This is a genomic window from Mariprofundus erugo (genome assembly GCF_005818865.1).
In the GTDB taxonomy this organism is placed as follows: domain Bacteria; phylum Pseudomonadota; class Zetaproteobacteria; order Mariprofundales; family Mariprofundaceae; genus Mariprofundus; species Mariprofundus erugo.
Genome location: NZ_VBRY01000001.1, coordinates 255,261 through 275,926, shown reverse-complemented (window position 1 = coordinate 275,926; position 20,666 = coordinate 255,261). Strand labels below are relative to the sequence as shown.

General features: G+C 56.3%; 16 protein-coding genes. 5 read left to right on the top strand and 11 right to left on the bottom strand.

Features of this window, described 5'->3' with window-relative positions:
- Window positions 1–3 precede the first annotated feature (3 nt).
- From FEF65_RS01270 to FEF65_RS01260, 3 genes are read left to right on the top strand one after another with little or no spacing between them, the layout of a single operon-like run.
- Window positions 4–1,611 carry a gamma-glutamyltransferase gene (locus FEF65_RS01270; RefSeq protein ID WP_138237962.1) on the top strand — a complete coding sequence of 536 codons (1,608 nt, stop codon included), beginning with the start codon at window positions 4–6 and terminating at the stop codon, window positions 1,609–1,611.
- Window positions 1,608–2,105, top strand: coding sequence for a 2-amino-4-hydroxy-6-hydroxymethyldihydropteridine diphosphokinase (gene folK / locus FEF65_RS01265; RefSeq protein ID WP_138237961.1), 498 nt, complete (start codon window positions 1,608–1,610; stop codon window positions 2,103–2,105). Before FEF65_RS01270 ends, folK begins: the two co-directional genes overlap by 4 nt.
- A complete protein-coding gene (locus FEF65_RS01260) occupies window positions 2,099–2,788 on the top strand; it encodes a deoxynucleoside kinase (RefSeq protein WP_138237960.1) in 690 nt (229 codons plus the stop codon). The genes folK and FEF65_RS01260 overlap by 7 nt, the downstream gene beginning before the upstream one ends.
- A gap of 29 nt (window positions 2,789–2,817) precedes the next feature.
- Here the strand turns inward: FEF65_RS01260 and FEF65_RS01255 are convergent, their stop codons facing one another.
- The 11 genes from FEF65_RS01255 to FEF65_RS01210 form a co-directional block, all read right to left on the bottom strand.
- Window positions 2,818–3,507 (bottom strand): lytic transglycosylase domain-containing protein, encoded by a 690-nt coding sequence (locus tag FEF65_RS01255; RefSeq protein ID WP_138237959.1) that lies wholly within the window; start codon window positions 3,505–3,507, stop codon window positions 2,818–2,820.
- Window positions 3,504–5,225 (bottom strand): proline--tRNA ligase, encoded by a 1,722-nt coding sequence (locus FEF65_RS01250; RefSeq protein WP_138237958.1) that lies wholly within the window; start codon window positions 5,223–5,225, stop codon window positions 3,504–3,506. Before FEF65_RS01250 ends, FEF65_RS01255 begins: the two co-directional genes overlap by 4 nt.
- A 94-nt stretch (window positions 5,226–5,319) precedes the next feature.
- On the bottom strand, window positions 5,320–5,478 hold the full coding sequence (locus FEF65_RS13325) for a hypothetical protein (RefSeq protein ID WP_161595147.1): 159 nt from the start codon (window positions 5,476–5,478) through the stop codon (window positions 5,320–5,322).
- A gap of 78 nt (window positions 5,479–5,556) precedes the next feature.
- Entirely contained in the window at window positions 5,557–6,390 is an 834-nt protein-coding gene (locus FEF65_RS01245) for an FTR1 family iron permease (RefSeq protein ID WP_138237957.1), read from the bottom strand.
- A 23-nt stretch (window positions 6,391–6,413) separates the two neighbouring features.
- Window positions 6,414–6,800 (bottom strand): Fur family transcriptional regulator, encoded by a 387-nt coding sequence (locus tag FEF65_RS01240; RefSeq protein ID WP_138237956.1) that lies wholly within the window; start codon window positions 6,798–6,800, stop codon window positions 6,414–6,416.
- Window positions 6,801–7,014: 214 nt separating this feature from the next.
- Window positions 7,015–10,287: a DEAD/DEAH box helicase gene (locus tag FEF65_RS01235; protein ID WP_138237955.1), complete on the bottom strand. Its 3,273-nt coding sequence runs from the start codon at window positions 10,285–10,287 to the stop codon at window positions 7,015–7,017.
- Window positions 10,280–12,262, bottom strand: a complete 1,983-nt coding sequence (gene uvrB, locus FEF65_RS01230) for an excinuclease ABC subunit UvrB (RefSeq protein WP_138237954.1) — start codon at window positions 12,260–12,262, stop codon at window positions 10,280–10,282. Before uvrB ends, FEF65_RS01235 begins: the two co-directional genes overlap by 8 nt.
- Before the next feature lie 183 nt (window positions 12,263–12,445).
- Window positions 12,446–17,263, bottom strand: a complete 4,818-nt coding sequence (locus FEF65_RS01225) for a PAS domain S-box protein (RefSeq protein WP_138237953.1) — start codon at window positions 17,261–17,263, stop codon at window positions 12,446–12,448.
- Between the two features lie 81 nt (window positions 17,264–17,344).
- The gene (locus FEF65_RS01220; protein WP_138237952.1) at window positions 17,345–17,770 is read right to left on the bottom strand and encodes a TerB family tellurite resistance protein; all 426 of its coding nucleotides are present in this window, start codon (window positions 17,768–17,770) and stop codon (window positions 17,345–17,347) included.
- Between the two features lie 122 nt (window positions 17,771–17,892).
- Window positions 17,893–18,597, bottom strand: coding sequence for a tRNA (guanosine(46)-N7)-methyltransferase TrmB (gene trmB / locus FEF65_RS01215; RefSeq protein WP_138237951.1), 705 nt, complete (start codon window positions 18,595–18,597; stop codon window positions 17,893–17,895).
- A gap of 76 nt (window positions 18,598–18,673) precedes the next feature.
- A complete protein-coding gene (locus FEF65_RS01210; protein ID WP_138237950.1) occupies window positions 18,674–19,663 on the bottom strand; it encodes a PilZ domain-containing protein in 990 nt (329 codons plus the stop codon).
- A 179-nt stretch (window positions 19,664–19,842) separates the two neighbouring features.
- Here FEF65_RS01210 and FEF65_RS01205 point away from each other — a divergent pair, with 179 nt between their 5' ends.
- Window positions 19,843–20,172, top strand: a complete 330-nt coding sequence (locus tag FEF65_RS01205) for a hypothetical protein (protein ID WP_138237949.1) — start codon at window positions 19,843–19,845, stop codon at window positions 20,170–20,172.
- Window positions 20,173–20,310: 138 nt separating this feature from the next.
- Complete coding sequence (locus FEF65_RS01200; RefSeq protein ID WP_138237948.1) at window positions 20,311–20,631, top strand: heavy metal-binding domain-containing protein; 321 nt, start codon at window positions 20,311–20,313, stop codon at window positions 20,629–20,631.
- The last annotated feature ends 35 nt before the right edge of the window (window positions 20,632–20,666 follow it).

Sequence of the window (20,666 nt, the reverse complement as noted above, 5' to 3'; positions counted from 1 at the left end):
CCGATGCAGCAACGCCATGGTACGTTAAACAGAGGTACGGTTGCAGCCGGCCACCCTGCAACAGCTGATGCAGGTGCAGCGGTATTGCGTATGGGCGGCAATGCTGTCGATGCGGCCATTGCTGCAGTAACCACGGCATTTATTGCAGAACCGGCCCTGACCTCCGCCGGTGGTGGCGGCTTTCTGCTGCTTTGCGATCGTCACGGTAAATCGGTGCTTTATGACGGCTTTGCCCGCATGCCTTCAGGACGCATGCCCGACGGCTACAAGGCGCTACTCAAACCTGTTGCCATTGATTTCGGTGATACCGTACAAACCTTTCATATCGGTCAGGGCTCTGTCGCCACACCGGCCTTGCCTGCCCTGCTGTTCCATGCCCATCGCCAGCACGGACGACTGCCACTGGCCGAGGCCATGGCCCCCGGCATCGACGCCGCACGCAATGGTATACGGCTCAATCACCTGCAGGCCTCGCTGCTGAAGATGTTACAACCGATTGTGACCGACACGGCAGAGGCATCCGCCCTGCATGCACCGCACGGCGAACTGATCGGCGCAGGCGATCTTTTCTGCAACCGGGCACTGGCCAACACACTTGAGCTATTGCTGATTGAAGGCATTGACGAGATGTATCATGGCGATCTGGCTCGCGCCATTGTACGAGCCTGTGTCCCGTACGGACTACTCGGCATGGAGGATATGCGCGCGCCTCAGGTTGCCACCCGCACACCGCTGGCCACCCCGCTCTTTGGCGGCACGCTGCTGACCAATCCGCCACCGTCGTCCGGTGGTCTGCTGCTTACCTGCGCTGCACTGTTATTTGATCAGCTCAAAGGAAAGGCGGAAGCCCCCGTTCTTCTGGCCGAATGCCTGCGTGCGGCAAGCATGTTACGCAATCACGGCATCACTGGAGAGTCCTTTGATGCGCGCATATACCAGCAGGATATTGCCCTGCAGACACTGGATAAACAGGCCATACAGCGGTCCGCTGATGCCATATGCGATCGCCTGCGTCATGCAGCCGACACCGGAAAAATCGATCCTGAGGCCGATAATCGCCATGGCAGCACCACCCATATCAGCATCATCGACAAGGATGGCATGGCCGTTTCACTGACCAGCAGCAATGGTGAAGGATCCGGCATTGTCGTACCGGATAGTGGCATCCATCTGAACAACATGCTTGGTGAAGAGGATATCAATCCCCTCGGTTTCCATGCCCTGCCTGCCGGCACACCACTCTCATCAATGATGGCGCCATCCATTTTCCTGCGCCATGGCCAGCCCGCCATGGTGATTGGCAGTGGCGGTTCCAACCGCCTGCGTGGTGCCATTCTGCAGGTTCTGCTGCACCATCAACTGCTGCAACAGGACCTGGAAACGGCGGTTTACGCCCCGCGTCTGCACAACGAAGCGATGCGACTTGAGTGTGAACCCGAATACATGAATGATCAGCTGCGCGAATCACTGCAGGCACTGGGGTGGAATATCCGGGAATGGCAACAACAAAGCGTCTACTTTGGCGGTGTACATGCCATTGCGCTGGATGAGCGCAACCGCATTCAGGCCAGTGGTGATCCCAGACGGGGAGGAGCGGTGGCATTTGCATGAATGAATATCTGATTGCGCTGGGAGGAAACCTTGGTGATGCGCCGGCAACACTGCGCCGTGCCCGCACCGCCATCGCAGCACTTCCCGACACCTCGGTCACTGCCTCATCGCTGCTCTATCGCACGCCGCCCATCGGCCCGCCGGGCCAGCCGGACTACTACAATGCCGTCATCGCCGTGACCACCGCACTATCGCCACTGTCGTTGCTTGATGCGCTGCAGGCAATCGAAAACTGCCACGGCCGGGTGCGACTGGAGCACTGGGGCGCCCGCACGCTTGATCTGGATATCATCGCCATGGGCACTCAAATCATCGAGCAACCACGGCTGATCGTCCCTCACCCATATATGCACTGTCGCCAGTTTGTACTCAGGCCCCTTTGCGATATTCAACCGCAGTGGCATCATCCGTTGCTGGGGAAATCGGCGACATCGCTATTGGCAACAGTTGAACAGGATGAGGGAGTGGCGCTGACAATGGGGGAAATATGGTAGAACGTCAGGAGCTCGGGACACGCAGTGCAATGGATGCACGCGGGCGCCCATTGAATCAGTGTCACATCGCCATCGAAGGCGCCATCGGCGTAGGTAAAAGTACGCTGGCGCGCAGACTGGCCGACCGTCTTGGTTCAGCCCCCCTGTTTGAGCAGATTGATGACAATCCGTTTATCGAGCTGTTTTATCAGGATCCCTCCCGCCATGCACTCTCCGTCCAGCTCTCATTTCTGTTCTCCCGTCTGAAACAGTGGCAGGCCCTGCAGCAGCAGGACCTCTTCCTGCAGGGGATGATCAGCGACTACCTCTTTGCCAAAGACCATATCTTTGCCACTGTCACCTTAAGTGATGAAGAGCTGGCACTGTATGAACAGGTGGCACGCCTTGTCAGCACCGACATCCAGCGACCGGATCTGGTGATTTACCTGCAGTCCAAGCCCGAGATCATCATGGACCGGATACGTCGCCGTAACCGCCCGATGGAGCGCGGCTTGCGCATGGATTATCTGGAAAAGATCATCACCGCCTATGACCAGTACTTCTTTCATTATCAGGAGACACCGCTGCTGATTGTGCAGACAGACCGGATGAATTTCGCCGACCATGAAGGGGCGGTGGATGCACTGATTACGCGTATCAGCAGCATGGGATCAAAAACCGAGTTCTGGGCTGACTACAGCTGATTGCGGCAGCTGTCAGGCGACAGGCAGGATTATACCCCGGCCTCGATGGCCTTGAACTGCTTCATTTTGGAAAAAACCTTGTTGGGATATTTATTCTTGCCAAGTGAACCGTTGTAGGCTGCCAGCGCCCGCTCCAGTGAGTTGTAGCGGTCCAGATAATGGCGAATGATGGCACACCCATAACGAATATTGGTTTCAACCTTGAGCAGGTTATCCTGTGGCTGTCCGAGCTCTTTCTTCCAGAAGGGCATCACCTGCATCAAGCCGACAGCGCCGACATTGCTGACTGCAAAATGATCAAACTGCGACTCCACCGCAATGACCCCCAGAATCAGCTCCGGTGACAGACGCGATTTTTTGCTATAGATATAGACCCAGCGGGCAATGCTCTCAGCCTCCTGCTCATCCGATACCCACGGTGAAATCACCCCGGCGATATCCTTGACCCAGACAGACTGCTCGAAGTCGGTTTCCTCAGGCTCCGGAGCAGGCTCCAGCATCCGGCGCATCTCTTCCTTCTCTTTCGGCATAATATCGAGCAGGCCGATATTTTTTTCCACCATCTGCCGGACAGCGGTTTGTGCCATGTGCTGCTGATCCTCACCCGTGCTGTACATCCACAGCGGTATGGTGGCGACAAAACCGATCACCATGACGCCGGCCAGCAGCGACTTGGGGGAGATCCCCCCCAATAATCGCGTCAGCCCGTCAGCATTCAAACAGCAGTCCTGCCACCACTGGCAAGCTCAGCCAGCGTTTCAGCTACCACATCCGCCACAGCGATCTCGCGACGATCACCACCGCGCCGGCCGAACTCGGCCACACCTTCAGCCAGACCGCGATCACCCATGACAACCTGCAACGGAATACCGATCAGTTCGGCATCCTTGAACTTCACACCCGGGCGCTCCTTGCGCTCATCCCAGAGGACATCCACACCCGCACGCTTCAACTGCTGATAGATATCCCCGGATGCCTCCATCACGCCATCCGACTGCCCCATCGAAACAAGAATCACGGTAAACGGAGCCAGCACATCCGGCCAGGCAATACCGCCCTCATCATGGCACTGCTCAACCACTGCCGCCATCAGGCGCGATACACCAATGCCATAGCAGCCCATCGTGGCAATCTCGCGCTTGCCCTGCTGATTCTGGAACTGCACTTCCATCGGTTCGGTATATCGGCGTCCCAGTGCAAAGACCTGTCCCACTTCAATACCACGTGAAAGTGCAATACTGCCATCGCAATGGCTGCAGCGATCACCCGCCCGCGTTTCACGCAAATCAATAAAACGCGCCTGTGCGACATCGCGCGCCACATCAAGGCCGGTCACATGCAGGTCGCGCCGGTTGGCACCTGCCACCATGCCGATGGCCCCCTGCAATCCGATATCCATCCACAGCTCAGCCTGCTGCAACCCGACAGGGCCGACAAAACCGGTGACACCGCCAATCGCCTCAATCTCGGCATCGGAAGCAAGCTCCACAGCATCGGCAGCGAGCGCATGAATCAGCTTCACTTCCTGCAGCTGATCATCGCCGCGCACACATGCAGCGACAATCGCACCATCCTGCTCGCCACCGCAAACACGGTAGACCAGGGTTTTAATCAACAGTGCCGGTTCAATACCGACAAATGCCGCCACATCTTCAGCCGAAGTCACACCCGGCGTATGCAACTCGGCCAGTGCTGCCGGAGTACCTGCCGGCACACTGCGCACCGAGACCGCTTTTTCGACATTGGCGGCATAATCGCAACCATCACAATGGGCAATGACATCCTCACCGGAATCGGCCAGCACATGGAACTCATGCGAATCATTTCCGCCGATCGAACCGGTATCTGCCTCAACCGGGCGGAAACGAAGACCAAGGCGATCGAAAATACGCGTATAGGTATCAAACATGTTGCGGTATTCAGCCATCAGACTTTCATCATCGGCATGGAAAGAGTAGGCATCCTTCATCACGAACTCACGCCCGCGCATCAGACCGAAACGGGGACGGATTTCATCACGGAACTTGTTCTGAATCTGATAGAGATTGATCGGCAGCTGTTTGTAGGAGCGCAGCTCACGACTCATCAGGTCACAAATGACCTCTTCATGCGTCGGGCCGAGGCATGACTCATGATCATGACGGTCCTTAAAACGCAGTAACTCCGGCCCGTATTTCGCCATACGATCCGATTTTTCCCACAGCTCGGCCGGCTGTACCATCGGCATCAGCAGCTCCTGGGCACCGGCCTTCTCCATCTCTTCCCGGATGATGGCCTCAATACGGCGCAGCACTCGCAGTGCCAGCGGCAAGTAGTCATACACGCCGGAGGTAACACGGCGAATATAGCCGGCTCTGAGCAATAATTGATGGGAGATCACCTCGGCATCGGCCGGTACATCCCGCAGGGTAGGAACAAAACAGTTGGAATAACGCATGGCGCCATCATAGCGACAGCCATACGGTTCAGCCAAGCAATCGATATTTCAGTGCGTCGCAGCCGCTATTTCCGCCCCCGTCAGAGGCGGAAAATCAATCACATCCGTTGCGACCAAGACGGGCGAGCAGATCAGGAATGGTGGCCTCGGCCAGACATTGGCTGTCGATATGAACGACAGGAGCATAATGGCACAGCCCCTTGCAATGACCATATGCCGTGGCGATATCAAGCTCCGCCAGATCACGTCTCAACTCAGGGCCTCCGCACTCGCTGCACTCGGGCCCCTGACACACCTCAATCCTCACATGCTCTCGCCCCATAAGCCCGGATCAGGCCACCTGCGGGCGTGACATGGTGACCACGGCCTCCTGCTTGCGGTAGTAGAAGTGGCCCATGACAGCCAGAGACAGAACAAAGACCATCACCTGCATCGCAGTCGGCGCCTCATCATAGCCCATCAGCACATGCAGCAGCTCACCCGCCATACTCTCCTGTGGCAACAGTGCCGCCGAGTTCCACAGCGGATCAGCAATCGCCGGCAACCAGTCGATGGCCACCAGGTTCCATGCCGCCTGTGAAGCCATGCCCGCTGCCAGCAACATCAACAGCCAGCCGACAACGGTGAACAGTGCTTTCACTGGTATACGAATCATGCCCAGATAGAGCATCCCGCCAACGAAGAGTGCCACAACCGCCCCGAGCAGACCGCCGGTCAACATGCTCCAGCCATCGCCGGCCACCCCCTGCGCAGCACCGAAAAGGAAGAAGACCGCCTCCGATCCTTCACGCATGACCGCTGCCATCGATACCATCGCCAGCGACAGAAAGGGCAATTCACCCCGCCCTACCAACTGCCCGACCTGCTGCATATGCTGACTTGCCTGCCGTCCATGCCGGCGCATCCACAATACGGTCCAGGCAATCAACACCGAGGCCATCGACAGCAACAGCGCATTAAACAGAAATTCACCGTTACCGCCGAATGAAGATTCCATCTGCTCCATGAATATACCGAAGAAACCGGCACCGAACAGGCCGACAACACAGCCGGTGGCAATCCATAAGCGGGATCCGGCCAGTCCGCGCGTCGCTGCCATCAACACGCCGATCACCAGCACCATCTCGAGCATTTCCCTGAACACAATTACCAGTGAAGCTATCATTTGACTCCTCCTCAGGGGGCCATTCACAGGCCCTGGTTGCTACATCCACGGCACAGACCGAAAATCACCAGCTGGTGGCCACTTACCGTAAAACCTCTGTCTGCAGCGACCGACAGCTGCAGGGATTCGATGGTCGGATGGGCAAACTCTTCAATCGCACCACAATCGGTACAGATCATGTGATCATGATGTGCCTTGTCCGCCCGCTCATAGCGCTTCTTGTCGGCCAGCTGAATCGAATCGAGCAGTCCGGCCGACTCAAGTGCGGCAAGCCCGCGATATACCGTGGCAATTCCCATCGGGGTACCAGCGTCCGCAAGTGCGCGGGCCAATTCATCGGCATCCCAGTGGCGATTGGATGCGTTAATAAAATCCAGCAACGCTTGTCGTTGTGATGTCAGCTTAACCATGGATGCAAATGATAATCATTATCAATATCATGTCAAGTGCAAAAAGTCCGTGCTATCCCCGGCGTCATCAGGAACAGAATAAGATGGTATCATCGAATGAATCCGACATGGGGGAACAGGGCGATAACCCCGGCTCTTGCCAGCCATACGCTTACGCGACCGGCGTATGGCTGGCACTCCCGTCAAAGGCGACGGGGGACGATGCATGGCATCATCAGCTCAGTGGTGCAAACAGCGACTCCATATCTTCCGGCGTCCACAACGGAGCCTGACCCCCGCCCTGCTGCTGGATGATGTTCGCCAGTTCACGCTTGCGCTCCTGCATCTCAAGAATGCGCTCCTCAACGGTGCCTTCCGTCAGCAGCTTATAGACAAACACCGCTTTATCCTGACCGATACGATGAGCACGGTCTGTTGCCTGGGCTTCCACTGCCGGATTCCACCACGGATCATAATGAATGACCGTATCAGCAGCAGTCAGGTTCAATCCCACGCCACCAGCCTTCAGACTGATCAGAAACAGAGGCACCTCACCGCGCTGGAAACGCTCCACCGGCAATTCACGGTCCCGCGTCTGGCCGGTCAATTTGACATATTCAATGCCAAGCCCCGACACCGCTTCTTCAATCAGTTTCAGCATCGAGGTGAACTGTGAGAAGAGCAGAATCTGGCGCCCTTCCTCGATCATTTCAGGCAGCATTTCCAGCAGCATCGCCAGTTTCGCCGAGGCCGGCGGCTTGACCTGTAAACCGCTCATCAGGCGCGGATCACAACAGACCTGTCGCATCTTCATCAATGCATCCAGCACCACAATCTGGCTCTGGGCCACGCCCATCGAGGCCACCGCATCACGCACCCGCTTCTGCATGGCCAGACGCACACTCTCATAGAGCTCGCGCTGCGCCCCCTCCATCTCGACAGAACGGATAATCTCGGTTTTCGGCGGCAGCTCAAGCGCCACCTGATCCTTGCTGCGCCTTAGCAAAAACGGGCGCACACGGATATGCAATGCCTCCTGACGTGCCTGATCCCCCTGCAGTTCAATGGGCTTACGGAACACACGGGAGAAAAGACGCTTGTCATGCAGGTATCCGGGCATGAGAAAATCAAACTGCGCCCACAACTCACCCAGATGATTCTCCATCGGCGTGCCGGTCATACACAGCTTGTGCGATGCATGCAGGCGACGCACCCGCTGCGCTGCTTTTGAGCCGGCGTTTTTGATGTACTGCGCCTCATCCAGAATCAGCAAATGCCATGGCTGAGCCTCGAGCACCTCGAAATCACGAACCAGCAGCGGATAGGTTGTCAGCACCACATCATGTGAGGAGATCTCACCGAATCGCAGGGCCCGATCCGGCCCATGCAGTACGAGAACAGAAAGATCGGGCGTAAATTTGCCGGCCTCCCGCCGCCAGTTGTGCATCAGGCTGGTCGGAGCAATCACCAGCGCAGGCTGTTGCAGGCGTCCCTCCTCCTTCTCGATCAGGATATGAGTGAGTGCCTGAATCGTTTTACCCAATCCCATATCATCGGCCAGAATACCCGCCAGTTGCATACGGCAGAGCATCTGCATCCAGTTCACACCTTCATGCTGATAGTCACGCAGGGTGGCTTTCAGCCCGACCGGGAGCGTGCAATCAGGCACACTGCCGATATCGGCCAGCTGCCGCATCTGCCGCAACCACGCCGTCGTCGACACCTGCACATCACCGCCTTCAAACTGTTTTTCCAGCGCCAGCATCTGGGGCACACTGAGCTTTGCTTCTGCGCCGCTACCGCTGGCAAACAGGTCGAGCATATAGTGCAGAATATTGGCGATCGCCTCACCCGGCGCCGCCAGAAAGCGTCCGCCCGGCATGGGCAGCGCAATGCTTGCCTGCTCGCGAATCGAGGCCAGCGAGCTTTCGCTCAACAGATTCGGCTGACTGCCAACCCAGCGCGCCAGCACATCAATCAGATCCACCTCTTCGCCATCATGCAGGGTAGCGGTAAACATGGCCTGCCCCATCAGGCGACTGCCACCACCTTCAGCAAGCTGCAGATGCCAGTTTTTTGCTGTCTCCATGCGGTAAGGAAAGTCATCCATCACCTCAACACGAAACCCCTGCTCTTCCAGTGTCGGGGTTTCATAAAGCATCCAGTCCGGCCACTGATCATCATCGGTCAGAATGAAATGGTTCTCATCAATATCCGCGGCGGCGGCAGTGCGATGTTCCTGCAGTGGAAACAGGCCAGTGGCCGAGAGCGCATCCACAGCTTCAGCGTGGGCCACGGAATCGGGTGAAAAATCAATCACCCGATCACCTCGAATACTGCGAATCGATTTCGGACTGGAGGTATAGGGTACCCGCATACCATCATAATCAAGATAAAGACTGGCGACATGAAACTGCTCTGGATTCCTGTAGGACCAGCGGGTTTCAGGGCGAATCGTGGTCAGGCGCAGCAGTGGCAACGGTCTGACCCGACGGTGCTCATGCAGCAACCGGTGCGGCGCAGGCACTGCCCCCGGCAACTGCCGGTTCACCGAGGCCAGCACCTCATCGGCACAATCAAGCTCTACAGCCGGCATATTCAACAGAATCTCGGCCACTGAAGCAGGCTGGCCGCTTTCGATCGGACCGCATACCCCCTTGTGCAGATCGAGGTACCAGGGGGGAGAGGTCGGCACCACAATCTCTTCGGCACTCATGGCCAGCGTCAGATACTGATCACCACGCCCGTCCAGCTGCCAGCGCCACTCACCATGCCGCTTTTCCCCCTGCCGGATGGCCGGGGCCTCCTTGCTCTGCCAGTGACAGCGCCCGCTGGCGACCACCCGTTTAAAAATTCGCAGGCCATCCTCACCCTGCAGCCGGTAACCATGCAGGCTGCCCAGTGAACGATCCATGGCCACCTCGCGCAGAATCCGCTCATCGGAAGAGAGAATATATTGCGGCGTATGGCTGCCCAGGATATTGGCCGCATTATAAGGCGTGGCCTTGCCATAACCGCCGCCCTTGAGCATACGCGCCACAATGAATTGCAGCCTTACATTGCGCTCGCCATCCTGATGCAGAATAAACAGCAGCCGTTGCCGGGTGCTGTCGGGAAACTCATCGTGCGATGGCTTGCCGTCACGCACCTGATCCAGCGCCCCCAACCACTGGGCAAATGCAAACGGAGCGGGGGCGGCAACGGCTGCCTGCTCTTCATGCGCACCGTCCTGCTCTTCCATCCATGCATACAGAGCGGCAGCCACATGCTTGCATTCACCGCCAATCGGACAGGAGCAGCTGGAGACCAGCGCCTCATGATTGCCGAAGCGGACATGCACCTGATAAGGGGTGACGCCTCCGCCCCTGACTTTTGCCATCAGCAGCCCGTCATCCATCTCCAGCTGCAAGACATGCCCCTGCTGAAAATAGCTCTTGCCACGCGCACTGTAAATGCTGCCCAACCATTGCTGAATCCGTTTCTCGCTAATCACCGGCCATTCAGCCATCCATGTTCTCCTTTAAGCCAATCAACTCATCTCTATAACGTGCAGCATCCTCAAAACGCAGGTCAGCAGCGGCTTCAGCCATCAACCGCTCCAACTCACGCATACGCTGCTGCCGCTCCCCGGCGGTGACAGGCTCAGGCTCTGCCACTTCGGGAATATGAGCGTAATCCATTTCATATACTGAACCGAGTACATCCTTGATCTCTGAACGGACGGTCTGCGGGGTAATGCCGTTGGCGGCATTATATTCAAGCTGCCTGGTACGCCGTCGCGCGGTCTCATCCATCGCCCGCTGCATCGAATGCGTCACTTTATCGGCATACAGAATCACCCGCCCCTCGACATTTCTCGCCGCCCGCCCGATCGTCTGGGTCAATGAACGCTCCGAGCGCAAAAAACCCTCTTTATCGGCATCAAAGATGGTCACCAGCGCCACCTCGGGCAGATCCAGCCCCTCGCGCAGCAGGTTAATGCCGATCAGCACATCAAACGTACCCATCCTCAAATCACGCAGGATCTCCATCCGTTCAACCGTATCGATATCCGAATGCAGATAGCGGACCCTCATTTCAAGTTGCGTCAGGTACTCTGTCAGATCCTCGGCCATGCGTTTGGTCAGGCAGGTGGCCAGCACACGCCAGCCGGCCGCGATCACAGGCCTGGCCGCCGAAATAAAGTCATCCACCTGTGACGATGCCGGGCGCACCTCCACCAGCGGGTCGACCAGCCCCGTCGGGCGGATCACCTGCTCCACCACCACCCCCATACATTTCTCAAACTCATAGGGGCCGGGAGTCGCCGACACATAGATACTTTGCGGCACAATCGCTTCAAATTCATGAAATTGCAGTGGCCGGTTGTCCAGCGCCGATGGCAGCCGGAAACCATAATCCACCAATGTGGTCTTACGGGCGCGGTCACCCTTGAACATGCCCCCGATCTGGGGCACGGTGACATGCGACTCGTCCAGCATCACCAGTGCATTATTGGGCAGATAATCGAGCAGTGTCGGTGGCGCCTCACCCGGTGTACGACCGGTCAGGTGACGCGAGTAGTTTTCCACTCCGGTGCAATAACCCACCTCCTGGATCATCTCCAGATCAAACATGGTGCGCTGCTCCAGCCGTTGTGCCTCCACCAGCTTGTTCTGATCATAGAGCTCGGCCAGCCGCTCGGCCAGCTCATCACGAATGGCATCCATCGCCCGCAGCAGCTGATCACGCGGCGTCACAAAGTGGCTTTTCGGGAAGATGGTGTATTTATGCAATGACTCGATACGACGACCTGTCAGCGGATCAAAACGGCAGATGGCATCGACTTCATCACCAAAAAACTCGATACGAACAGCAAAATCCTCGGCATGCGCAGGAAATACCTCCAGCACATCACCGCGCAAACGGAAGGTACCACGATGAAAATCCATATCGTTGCGCTGGTACTGCAGCTCAACCAGTTTATTGACTGCCGCCCGCTGATCCGTTTCACGACCCTGCTCGACATAGAGCAGCATATTGGCGTAAGCCTCAGGACTACCCAGACCGTAGATACAGGAGACGGATGAAACAATTATCACATCCTCACGCTCCAGCAGCGCCCTTGTCGCGGCATGGCGCATGCGGTCAATCTGCTCATTGATGGCAGAGTCCTTCTCTATATAGGTATCCGACTGGGGCACATAGGCTTCAGGCTGGTAATAGTCGTAATAGGAGACAAAATATTCAACGGCGTTATCGGGAAAAAACTGTTTGAACTCGCCATACAGCTGGGCTGCCAGCGTCTTGTTCGGAGCCATGATCAGTGTCGGCTTTTGCGTCCGCTCAATGACACAGGCCATGGTGTAGGTTTTACCGGAACCGGTGACACCCAGCAACGTCTGGTGGCGGGCATGCTCATCCATGACCCCATGGACCAGCTGTGCAATCGCCTGCGGCTGATCACCCCGGGGCTCAAAATCTCCTGACAGTTTAAAACGCATCGCGCGATACTACCGCGACACTCCATGCTGACCAGCCTGTGATTGCCCTGCCCGGCATCGGCGACAGCTTCCGGAAGCACCGTCTCTGCCGTGATCGCCCGCCAGTCGCCGCTTTCAGACCACGCTTTTAACCCCCGGAAGCGCTGTCCTCATGCCTGTAGCGGAGCACATCCGGCAACGCCTCTATCCGACCAGCACCTGCCGGATCACCCGACTAAAATCATCGATATTATATGGCTTTACAATGGTCACATCGGCATTGGCCAGCGCATCCTGCGGCAGCGCCAGCTCCTTGTCATAGCCGGTACAGAAAATCACTTTTGCCTCAGGTTTGATCATTCGGATCTTCTCCACGGCCTGCACCCCGCTCATGTGCGGCATGACAAGATCCATCACCACCAGCGCGACCTCATCCTGACTGGCAGAAAACAGCGCCACCGCCTGCTCACCGCTGTGCGCCTCAAGCACCCGATAGCCCAACCGCTTCAATACCCGCGCCCCCACCGTAATCACCTGCGGATCATCATCAACAAGAAGAATCAGCTCGCCATGGCCACTGACCACCTGTGTCGCGACCACATCCACCGGCACCGGCTCGGCATCAACCAGTGGCAGATAGATATGGAAGCAGGTTCCGGCATCACTGCTCTCCACCTCAATAAAACCGTGATGGGTCTTCACTGCTCCGAACACCATCGCCAAACCGAGCCCGGTTCCTTTGCCTTGCTCCTTGGTGGTAAAAAACGGGTCAAAAATATGCTCGATCAAATCGGCCGGAATACCACAACCATTATCCTGCACCCGCACATCGACATAATCGCCGGCCTCCGCCTCCGGATGGAGGCGCCTGAATGACTCATCGCCATGCACAGGCACAAGTGCCACTGAGATCTTCGGATTTTCCCGGCCAGCCAATGCATCACGGGCGTTATTGACCAGATTCATCACCACCTGATGCAGCTGGGTGGCATCACCCCTGATCACCAGCGGATGATCAGGCACATCGACCTTCAGGGCGATGTTCTCGGACAGGGCTGACTGCAAAAAGCGGATCATCTCCTTGATAAAGGAGGGTAAAGGCAGAGGCTTCATATTGACCCGATCCTTACGGGCAAACGTCAGCAACTGCCGAATCAGCTCGGATGCCCGCATGGAAAGGTGGTCGACGTTGCGGATATGCTCCAGGGTTTCGGGATGAGCTGTCTCATCCAGACCGGCCAGATAGAGGTTACCGGTCATACCTGCGAGGATATTATTAAAATCGTGGGCAATCCCCCCCACCAGCGTGCCGAGAGCCTCCATTTTCTGGGCCTGAATAAACTGCTCTTCAAGCTGCTTGTGCTCGCTGATGTCCTGAACCGTACCATTGACCGACAGGATCCTGCCTTCGCCATCGCTCACCACCTCACTCTGGCAGCGCACATAAATCTCCACACCATCCGGCCTGATGATACGGAACACCTCCGGCAACGGCGCCTGGCTGGCAAGGCACTGCTCCACCCACTTCTGCATCAGCAAGCGATCGTCAGGATGGGCAAGACTGGCAAGGCTGCCACAATCGGGAGTGAACACGGCCGGATCAAGACCGAAAATGTGATAAAGCTCATCCGACCAGGTAATCCGCCCCCCGCCATCGCAGCTCCAGCTGCCGATATGAGCCGTTTCCTGTGCCTGACGCAGCGTCTTTTCACTGACTTGCAAGCGCTCCTGAGCCAGTTTTCTCTCATTGATATCTTCAATCACCGCAATAAAGTAATCGGGCTCGCCCTGCTCATTGCGCACCAGCGCCACGGTCAGGTTGATCCATAACGGTGCGCCATCCTTGAGAAGGTAACGCTTCTCCAGCGTATAATGAGGAATCACGCCATCAATCAACTGCTGCATCAGCTTCAGATCGGCATCGAGATCATCCGGATGAGTAATCTGCTGAAAGGTCTTGCCCAGCAATTCGTCATGCGTATAGCCGAGCATGGCGGCCAGACGCCGGTTGATACGCAACCACTCTCCGTCAATACCCACATGCGCAATACCAACCGCAGCCTGCTCAAAGGTTTCGCGAAACAGCTGCTGCGAATCCCGCAGTAACTGCTCGGCCTGCTTACGTTCAGTAATCAGCTCGGAGAAAATGATAACGCCACTGATTTCACCATGGGAGTTGCGCCAGGGAAGCTCCTGCCAGCGCACCCAGTCGATGCTGCCATCGGCACGCGGGAACGGATCCTCATCACATGATTCCACCGCTCCGGCCAGGCAACGGCGGTGAATCTCTTTCCAGCGTTCGGGCAGATCGGGAAACACATCATAGTGGCTGAGGCCGGCAAGCTCCCGCTCACCAAGGTTGAAATCCGTACGCCAGCGCCGGCTGGCAGCAATATAGCGCATGTTGCAGTCAAACATGGCAATCGCTGCCGGTGCATACTGAATAAACAGATGCAGCTGCTCCCGGTGCTCCCGGATCTCCTCCATCGCCATTTTTACCGCCGTGATATCATCAAAGGTAATCACGGCCCCTGTCATCTCGTTACCCAGTGAGCGGTAGGGAAGAATGCGACAGTTATACCAATCTCCACGATGGTCGCGCACCTCCCGGTTAACCCCCTGCCGGTTTTGCAAGACTGCATCAATATCCTGCAACAGCTGAGGATGATCAAATTTTGCCGCGATATCCGAAAGCGGACGCCCGATATCGCTGGCGATCAGATTGAATAACCGGCGCGAGGCTGGCGTAAAAAAGCGAATCTGCAGTGCTGCATCAAGAAAGACCGAAGCGTTATCCGAACTGGTCATCAGGTTATTCAGATCGGTATTGGCCTGTTCCAGTGCAATAATCTTTTCCTGCAGCTCACTGTTAACCGTATTAAGTTCTTCATTATAGGACTGCAGCTCTTCCTTCGAGGTTTCCAGCTCCTCATTCGAAGACTGCAGCTCCTCGTTGGAGGACATGGCCTCCTCATTGGCCGTCTTGAGCTCCTCATTGGAGGACTCCAGCTCCTCGATCGTGTTCTGCAAATCCTCACGTGTACTCAAAAGCTCCTGCTCAAGCTGTTTGATCAGGGGCTGGCTGTCAGGCTGAAGATCATCCGTATCAAGCGGGCAGATGCTGCCCTGATGTGAGGCATTTTCGAAACTGATCAGGATTAAACCTTCGCCACCCTCAAAATCAGCCAGTGGCTTGGCTCTCAGGTTGACGTGCATCAGCTGATCATCCCGCTGGATCCTGGCCCCCTCGACACGAACGCCCTTTTTCTCCTTGAGAGCCTTATGAATCGCCGTTCGTACGCGTGCTCCCAGGCCTTCACGCAACAGCGCAAACAGATCATGGGTAGACTCACCGGTCGGATAATGAAGATAACCGGCAGTATCACCATAGTGATAGAGCACCTGATATTTGCTATTGATCAACACCGAGGCCGGCACGTACTCCTTCAGCAGTACCTGGGTGGCAATCTCGCTCACACGTGGCACTGGCGGCCGTCGCTGTAAATCAGCAGCCTCCTGCATCGAGGCGGAGGATTTAAACTGGCGCGCCAGCAGGCCGGGATTGCGCTGTTTACCGCTGTTGATACGGCGGAACAGGCGCCACTTTTTCGAAATGGTCTCGAACAGATGCGTCTGATGGCCAATCGATTCGGTATTGCCCAGCAGCAGATAGCCGTGTGGATTCAGTGAAAAATGGAAGATCTCAAGTACACGGGCCTGAGCCTCGGATTGCAGGTAAATAAACAGATTCCGACAGATAATCGCATCCAGTTTGGAAAATGGCGGGTCACTGAGCAGATTCTGCTCGGAAAAAACAATGCCGGCGCGCAGCGAAGGTAACACTCGATAATGGTTCCCCTCGTGACTGAAAAAGCGCTGCAACCGTTCGGCAGAGAGGGTATCGGCAATATTTTCAGGGTAGATGCCACTGCGAGCGCTGGCCAGGGCACGGCTGTCGATATCGGTGGCAAAAATCTGATAATCAAGGTGTATGCCTTTTCTGGCGATATGCTCCTGCAGCATGATCGCCAGAGAATATACCTCCTCACCGGTGGCACACCCCGGCATCCATATGCGCAGCGATTGCCTGCCATCCTCCCCAAGCCTGGCAATAAACTCCTTCTGCAACTCACCCCATACATCAGGATCGCGGAAAAAACTGGTTACGCCGATCAACATATCCATAAACAGCTCTTCCGTTTCTTTATGGTGGCTGAGTATGTAGGCGGCGTAATCCGCGATACTGTCGAGATGCAACACCGCCAGACGTCGCTTGATACGACGCAGCAGGGTGCTTTTGCGATAGGAAAAAAAGTCATAACCGAGCTGCCGCCGTATTGCTGAAAGAATGGCGTAGTAATCATCATTCTGATTATCCAGATGACTGATACGGGTCCCCAGAAAACCGCGCGCTCGGCAGTGCTGCAGATAACGCTGCAGTGCCGAACCTATTTCTGCCGCCGGCAAAATATAGTCGGCCGCGCCGCTCGCCATCACATTGGCAGGCATGCCATCATATTGCGCATCATCCGGCTTCTGCACAATCACCAGGCCGCCGAAACTCTTGATCGCTTTCATCCCGGCCGTGCCGTCGCTGCCGGTACCGGAAAGAATAATGCCGATCGCATTTTCATTCCGCTCATGGGCCAGCGACTGGCAAAAGCTGTCGACCGGCAGGCGCAGACCGCCCTTCCTCTTCGCCTCGTGCAAACGCAACACGCTGTGACTGATACTCAAATCATAACCGGGCGGAATGACAAAGATCCGGTTCGCCATAACCAGTGTGCCATCGGTAATATCCGATATCGGCATGGCTGTGTGACGCGCAAGAATCTCTGCCAGCATGCTGGTATGGGTCGGATCCATATGTGAGATCACAATAAAGGCCGCACCGGTATCGGCCGGCGTATGATCAAACAGTGATTTTAACGCCTCAAGGCCGCCTGCAGATGCGCCAATGGCGACAACCGGCAGATCCATCACCACTGCATGCTCTGAACTGGAGGGAGAGATAAAATGCATGGTTGCAGCATAGGCGGCAAACGACCCTTCATCAACTCATCCGAACCGATAATCATTTCCGGCCCGACCACCTGAAAAAAATCAGTGCTCGGCCTTCACCTTGATACACTTTTCGAGAAAATCATTATCCTCGATATCGAGCAGCTTGGCGGCCCGATAAAACAGAGCCTGCTCCCGCTCTGCAGCTCTCCCGTCGGCAATGGCAACAGCCCATAAATCGCGCAGCAGCTGCACGCGCTCGCCAACCGGAAGCGCCCGCAGAGCCCCCAGTGCCAGGTGGGAGTCCTGATGGGCAGGGTCAAAGGCATCTATTTTCCGGTGCACCGTCTCTTTATCAAAACGGTAAACCTGCACAAGAATTTTGCTCAGCAACTCCTTCTTGCGCTCATCGGGCTGGCCATCCAGCCATGCCATTTGCATCAGGAAATGTAACACCAGCTCCTGCAGGCGATCGCGACTAAGCTGGCTTGCCTGACTTTGCCTGCTTCTGAATAAATCAAAGAACATCTGTTCCTCCGCTTCCGCCCGCAGTGTTTGCCACATTGCCCCGGTCAGTCGACCGGGGAACGTTGGCAGTATAGCACAAATGCAGACGCGCAAGCTCGCATCACCCGCAGAGCAGCGCTTCCTTAGGCGCGCTTGATATAATGAAGGAACTGGCTGATACGACCGGCACGCAAACCGCGCTGCTCGAACTTGGTTTCCGGACGATCCTCATCACGTTCAACAAAACAGCCTGTGCCGGCAACATTTTCGAGCCCCGGGGTTGCATCGAGAATATCACGCATCCACTCGGCCAGATCCGCCTTGTCACTGGCAAGCTTGATATATCCGCCCGGCTTGAGCCTTGTCACCATCAGCTCGGCAAAATCCTTCTGGATAATTCTGCGCTTGTGATGCCTCGCCTTCGGCCACGGATCCGGATGGTTGATATGAATCCCGTCGAGCGAAGCCTCTCCCACCTGATGTTCAAGAACAAACTGGGCCGGCAGCTGCGTGATACGGGTTCGTTCAATAAAGCCGGCATCCTCCAGGCGCCCCACCGCCTTGGCCACACCCGGCAGATAGATCTCCACACCGATCAGCGTCCAGTCAGGATGGTTCTGCGCCAGGTGCACAAGAAAATCACCGTTACCGAAACCGATCTCCATCACAACAGGAGAGCCGGCCGGAATATTGGCATCGGCCAGCGTTTTCTCTTTCGGCAGCCCGATCAACGGCAACCAGTGCAGCAACCGTGCCTCCTGACCTGTGGTCACAAAGCCGTTTTTACGGCCATGGGTACGCATTTCATGCTGAATAAACTGATCTCTGAATTCTTTAGTAAGTCTCATGCCGCCAATATTACGAGCCGGCGCGCATAAGCCAACTGACAAAAAACGGACAGGTGCCGGATGAATCAGCGCCTCCTTATGCTACGTTCATCCAAAATGGAATCGGCAGCGCCCGCAAGCGCACCACAATCTTCTGCTGCTCGGACATGACAAGCTTCTGAATCAACTCACTGAATGGACCAAGGGAAGTAAAAGCAAGGCCTGCCTGACAACGGCCATCCGCCTCATGCACCCAGCGGACTATCGCCTCGATATAGATTTTGTTTGCATCCAGCCGCCATAAACATCCCACCGTTTCTCCAGGCTGCAGCCCCACCTGTGAGGCCAGCTCCAGCCCCACACCGTCGACGGAGATATCATGCATGGTGGCAACCACCATCTCCCCATGCCGCATCAATCTCAGCTCCGGCGCCGTTTCCGGCTGCACACGTACCACCTTGCGCCGCTCCCGCCGGGCCGGCTCAATCGCCAGCACCTCCAGACGCAAGCTGCTGGCGACAACCTTGCCACCACCAAAGCGTACAATCCGGCTACCATCAGGACACATCGCATATGCCTGCCGCTGCTCTCCCGCAGCAGCAAACACCCGGGCCACCTCTGCTGACAGAGCCACCTCGATATGCATCGCTGCACCGGTCAGATAACCGGCACGGGCAGAGACAGGCATTTCGTGATAATAATTATGTAGTTGCACAAACCCCTGCTGCGCCCAGCCTGAGCTGTATGCGCCAAACTCACTCAGCTTGAACGGCACCAGCATCTGTCTGGCGAAAGCCGCCAGAATCGACTGCTGCAAGGCCTTGATCTGATCCAGACACTGCGCCAGCAGTACCAGCGACTTCGGCTCAGCCGTTGCTGCCAGTTGCTGAATCAATGCGTTTTCGCAGCTCATCAGGAGGTGCAGCAGTGTGTCGGGCATCGCCCCTGTAGCCACCAGAAGATCGGAAAAATCAGCCGTTGAGCGCTCCACCGGCTGACAGCACAACAGACTCGCCAGTGCAGCACAGTCCTGCTGCCCCACTTCAGGCAACCCGCTTTGCAGGATCTTTTTAAGCATTGCGTGCATGTAACCCTGATTCCCCCTGCGCCCGAATGGCTGCAACTGAACTCAGCACAACCGTATACAGGCAAGCAAGTTAGGCGCCATCGATCCGTGCAAGATTATGCATGCCTGCCCGCCATCATCAGGGTAGCATAGGCAACCGAATGATATTTCAACCATCAGATCATCATCAGGAGCAACCCATGTTACGTACCGCCGCACTGCTGGCCCTTATCACCCTGCCAGCCCTGACAGCAAATGCAGCTGCCACCTATACCTACGCCATTGATCACGGCACCCCCGGCGTCATTGTCAGTGAATCAAAAATGGCCCGTATCGTTATCCAGGCATCCGGTGACTGCACCAATATTCCTTATGAGGTCATCACTGACGGAGTCAAATCCATCACCGGCAATTTCAATCTGAAAAAGCCGCTCTCGCTGCCGCTCGACTTTACCACAGTCACCCTTTCCTGCGATCAGGAGGGCGTCAAGGCAGCCATCAAGAAAGAGACCAGCCCGCTGATGTTCTGATTGATGGACGCAGGGCATGCCCTCCGGCATGAATGGCTCCGCGCACTCAACACATCACAACAGCGATGGGCGCAGACGACCGGCAGGTGCAGCACTGATGCTCACCTGCACGAATCAAACAATCGAAAGGAGATGCGTATGCTGCTAAGTACCACACCTGTCATCGAGGGAAAACAGATCACTGACTATAAAGGCGTTGTGGTCGGTGAAGCCATTCTGGGCACCAATATCTTCCGGGATATGTTTGCCGGCATCCGCGATATTGTTGGCGGCCGTTCGGCTGCATATGAAAAAGAGCTGGCCAAATCACGGGAGATCGCCTTCAGCGAGCTGAAAGAGCGGGCTGCCGAGCTGGGCGCCAATGCCGTAGTCGGCATTGATATCGACTATGAGGTCGTTGGCAAGGATGGCAGCATGATGATGGTGAGTGTATCGGGCACGGCAGTTACCCTGAGCTGAACGGGGACAGAAAAGCGCTGATTCACTCAGCGCTT

Excerpts from the sequence above, each read along its gene's own strand:
- FEF65_RS01270 (WP_138237962.1), top strand. The coding sequence starts at position 4 with ATGCAGCAACGCCATGGTACGTTAAACAGAGGTACGGTTGCAGCCGGC.
- folK (WP_138237961.1), top strand. The coding sequence starts at position 1,608 with ATGAATGAATATCTGATTGCGCTGGGAGGAAACCTTGGTGATGCGCCG.
- FEF65_RS01260 (WP_138237960.1), top strand. The coding sequence starts at position 2,099 with ATGGTAGAACGTCAGGAGCTCGGGACACGCAGTGCAATGGATGCACGC.
- FEF65_RS01250 (WP_138237958.1), bottom strand. The coding sequence starts at position 5,225 with ATGCGTTATTCCAACTGTTTTGTTCCTACCCTGCGGGATGTACCGGCC.
- FEF65_RS01245 (WP_138237957.1), bottom strand. The coding sequence starts at position 6,390 with ATGATAGCTTCACTGGTAATTGTGTTCAGGGAAATGCTCGAGATGGTG.
- FEF65_RS01240 (WP_138237956.1), bottom strand. The coding sequence starts at position 6,800 with ATGGTTAAGCTGACATCACAACGACAAGCGTTGCTGGATTTTATTAAC.
- FEF65_RS01235 (WP_138237955.1), bottom strand. The coding sequence starts at position 10,287 with ATGGCTGAATGGCCGGTGATTAGCGAGAAACGGATTCAGCAATGGTTG.
- uvrB (WP_138237954.1), bottom strand. The coding sequence starts at position 12,262 with ATGCGTTTTAAACTGTCAGGAGATTTTGAGCCCCGGGGTGATCAGCCG.
- FEF65_RS01225 (WP_138237953.1), bottom strand. The coding sequence starts at position 17,263 with ATGCATTTTATCTCTCCCTCCAGTTCAGAGCATGCAGTGGTGATGGAT.
- FEF65_RS01220 (WP_138237952.1), bottom strand. The coding sequence starts at position 17,770 with ATGTTCTTTGATTTATTCAGAAGCAGGCAAAGTCAGGCAAGCCAGCTT.
- trmB (WP_138237951.1), bottom strand. The coding sequence starts at position 18,597 with ATGAGACTTACTAAAGAATTCAGAGATCAGTTTATTCAGCATGAAATG.
- FEF65_RS01210 (WP_138237950.1), bottom strand. The coding sequence starts at position 19,663 with ATGCACGCAATGCTTAAAAAGATCCTGCAAAGCGGGTTGCCTGAAGTG.
- FEF65_RS01205 (WP_138237949.1), top strand. The coding sequence starts at position 19,843 with ATGTTACGTACCGCCGCACTGCTGGCCCTTATCACCCTGCCAGCCCTG.
- FEF65_RS01200 (WP_138237948.1), top strand. The coding sequence starts at position 20,311 with ATGCTGCTAAGTACCACACCTGTCATCGAGGGAAAACAGATCACTGAC.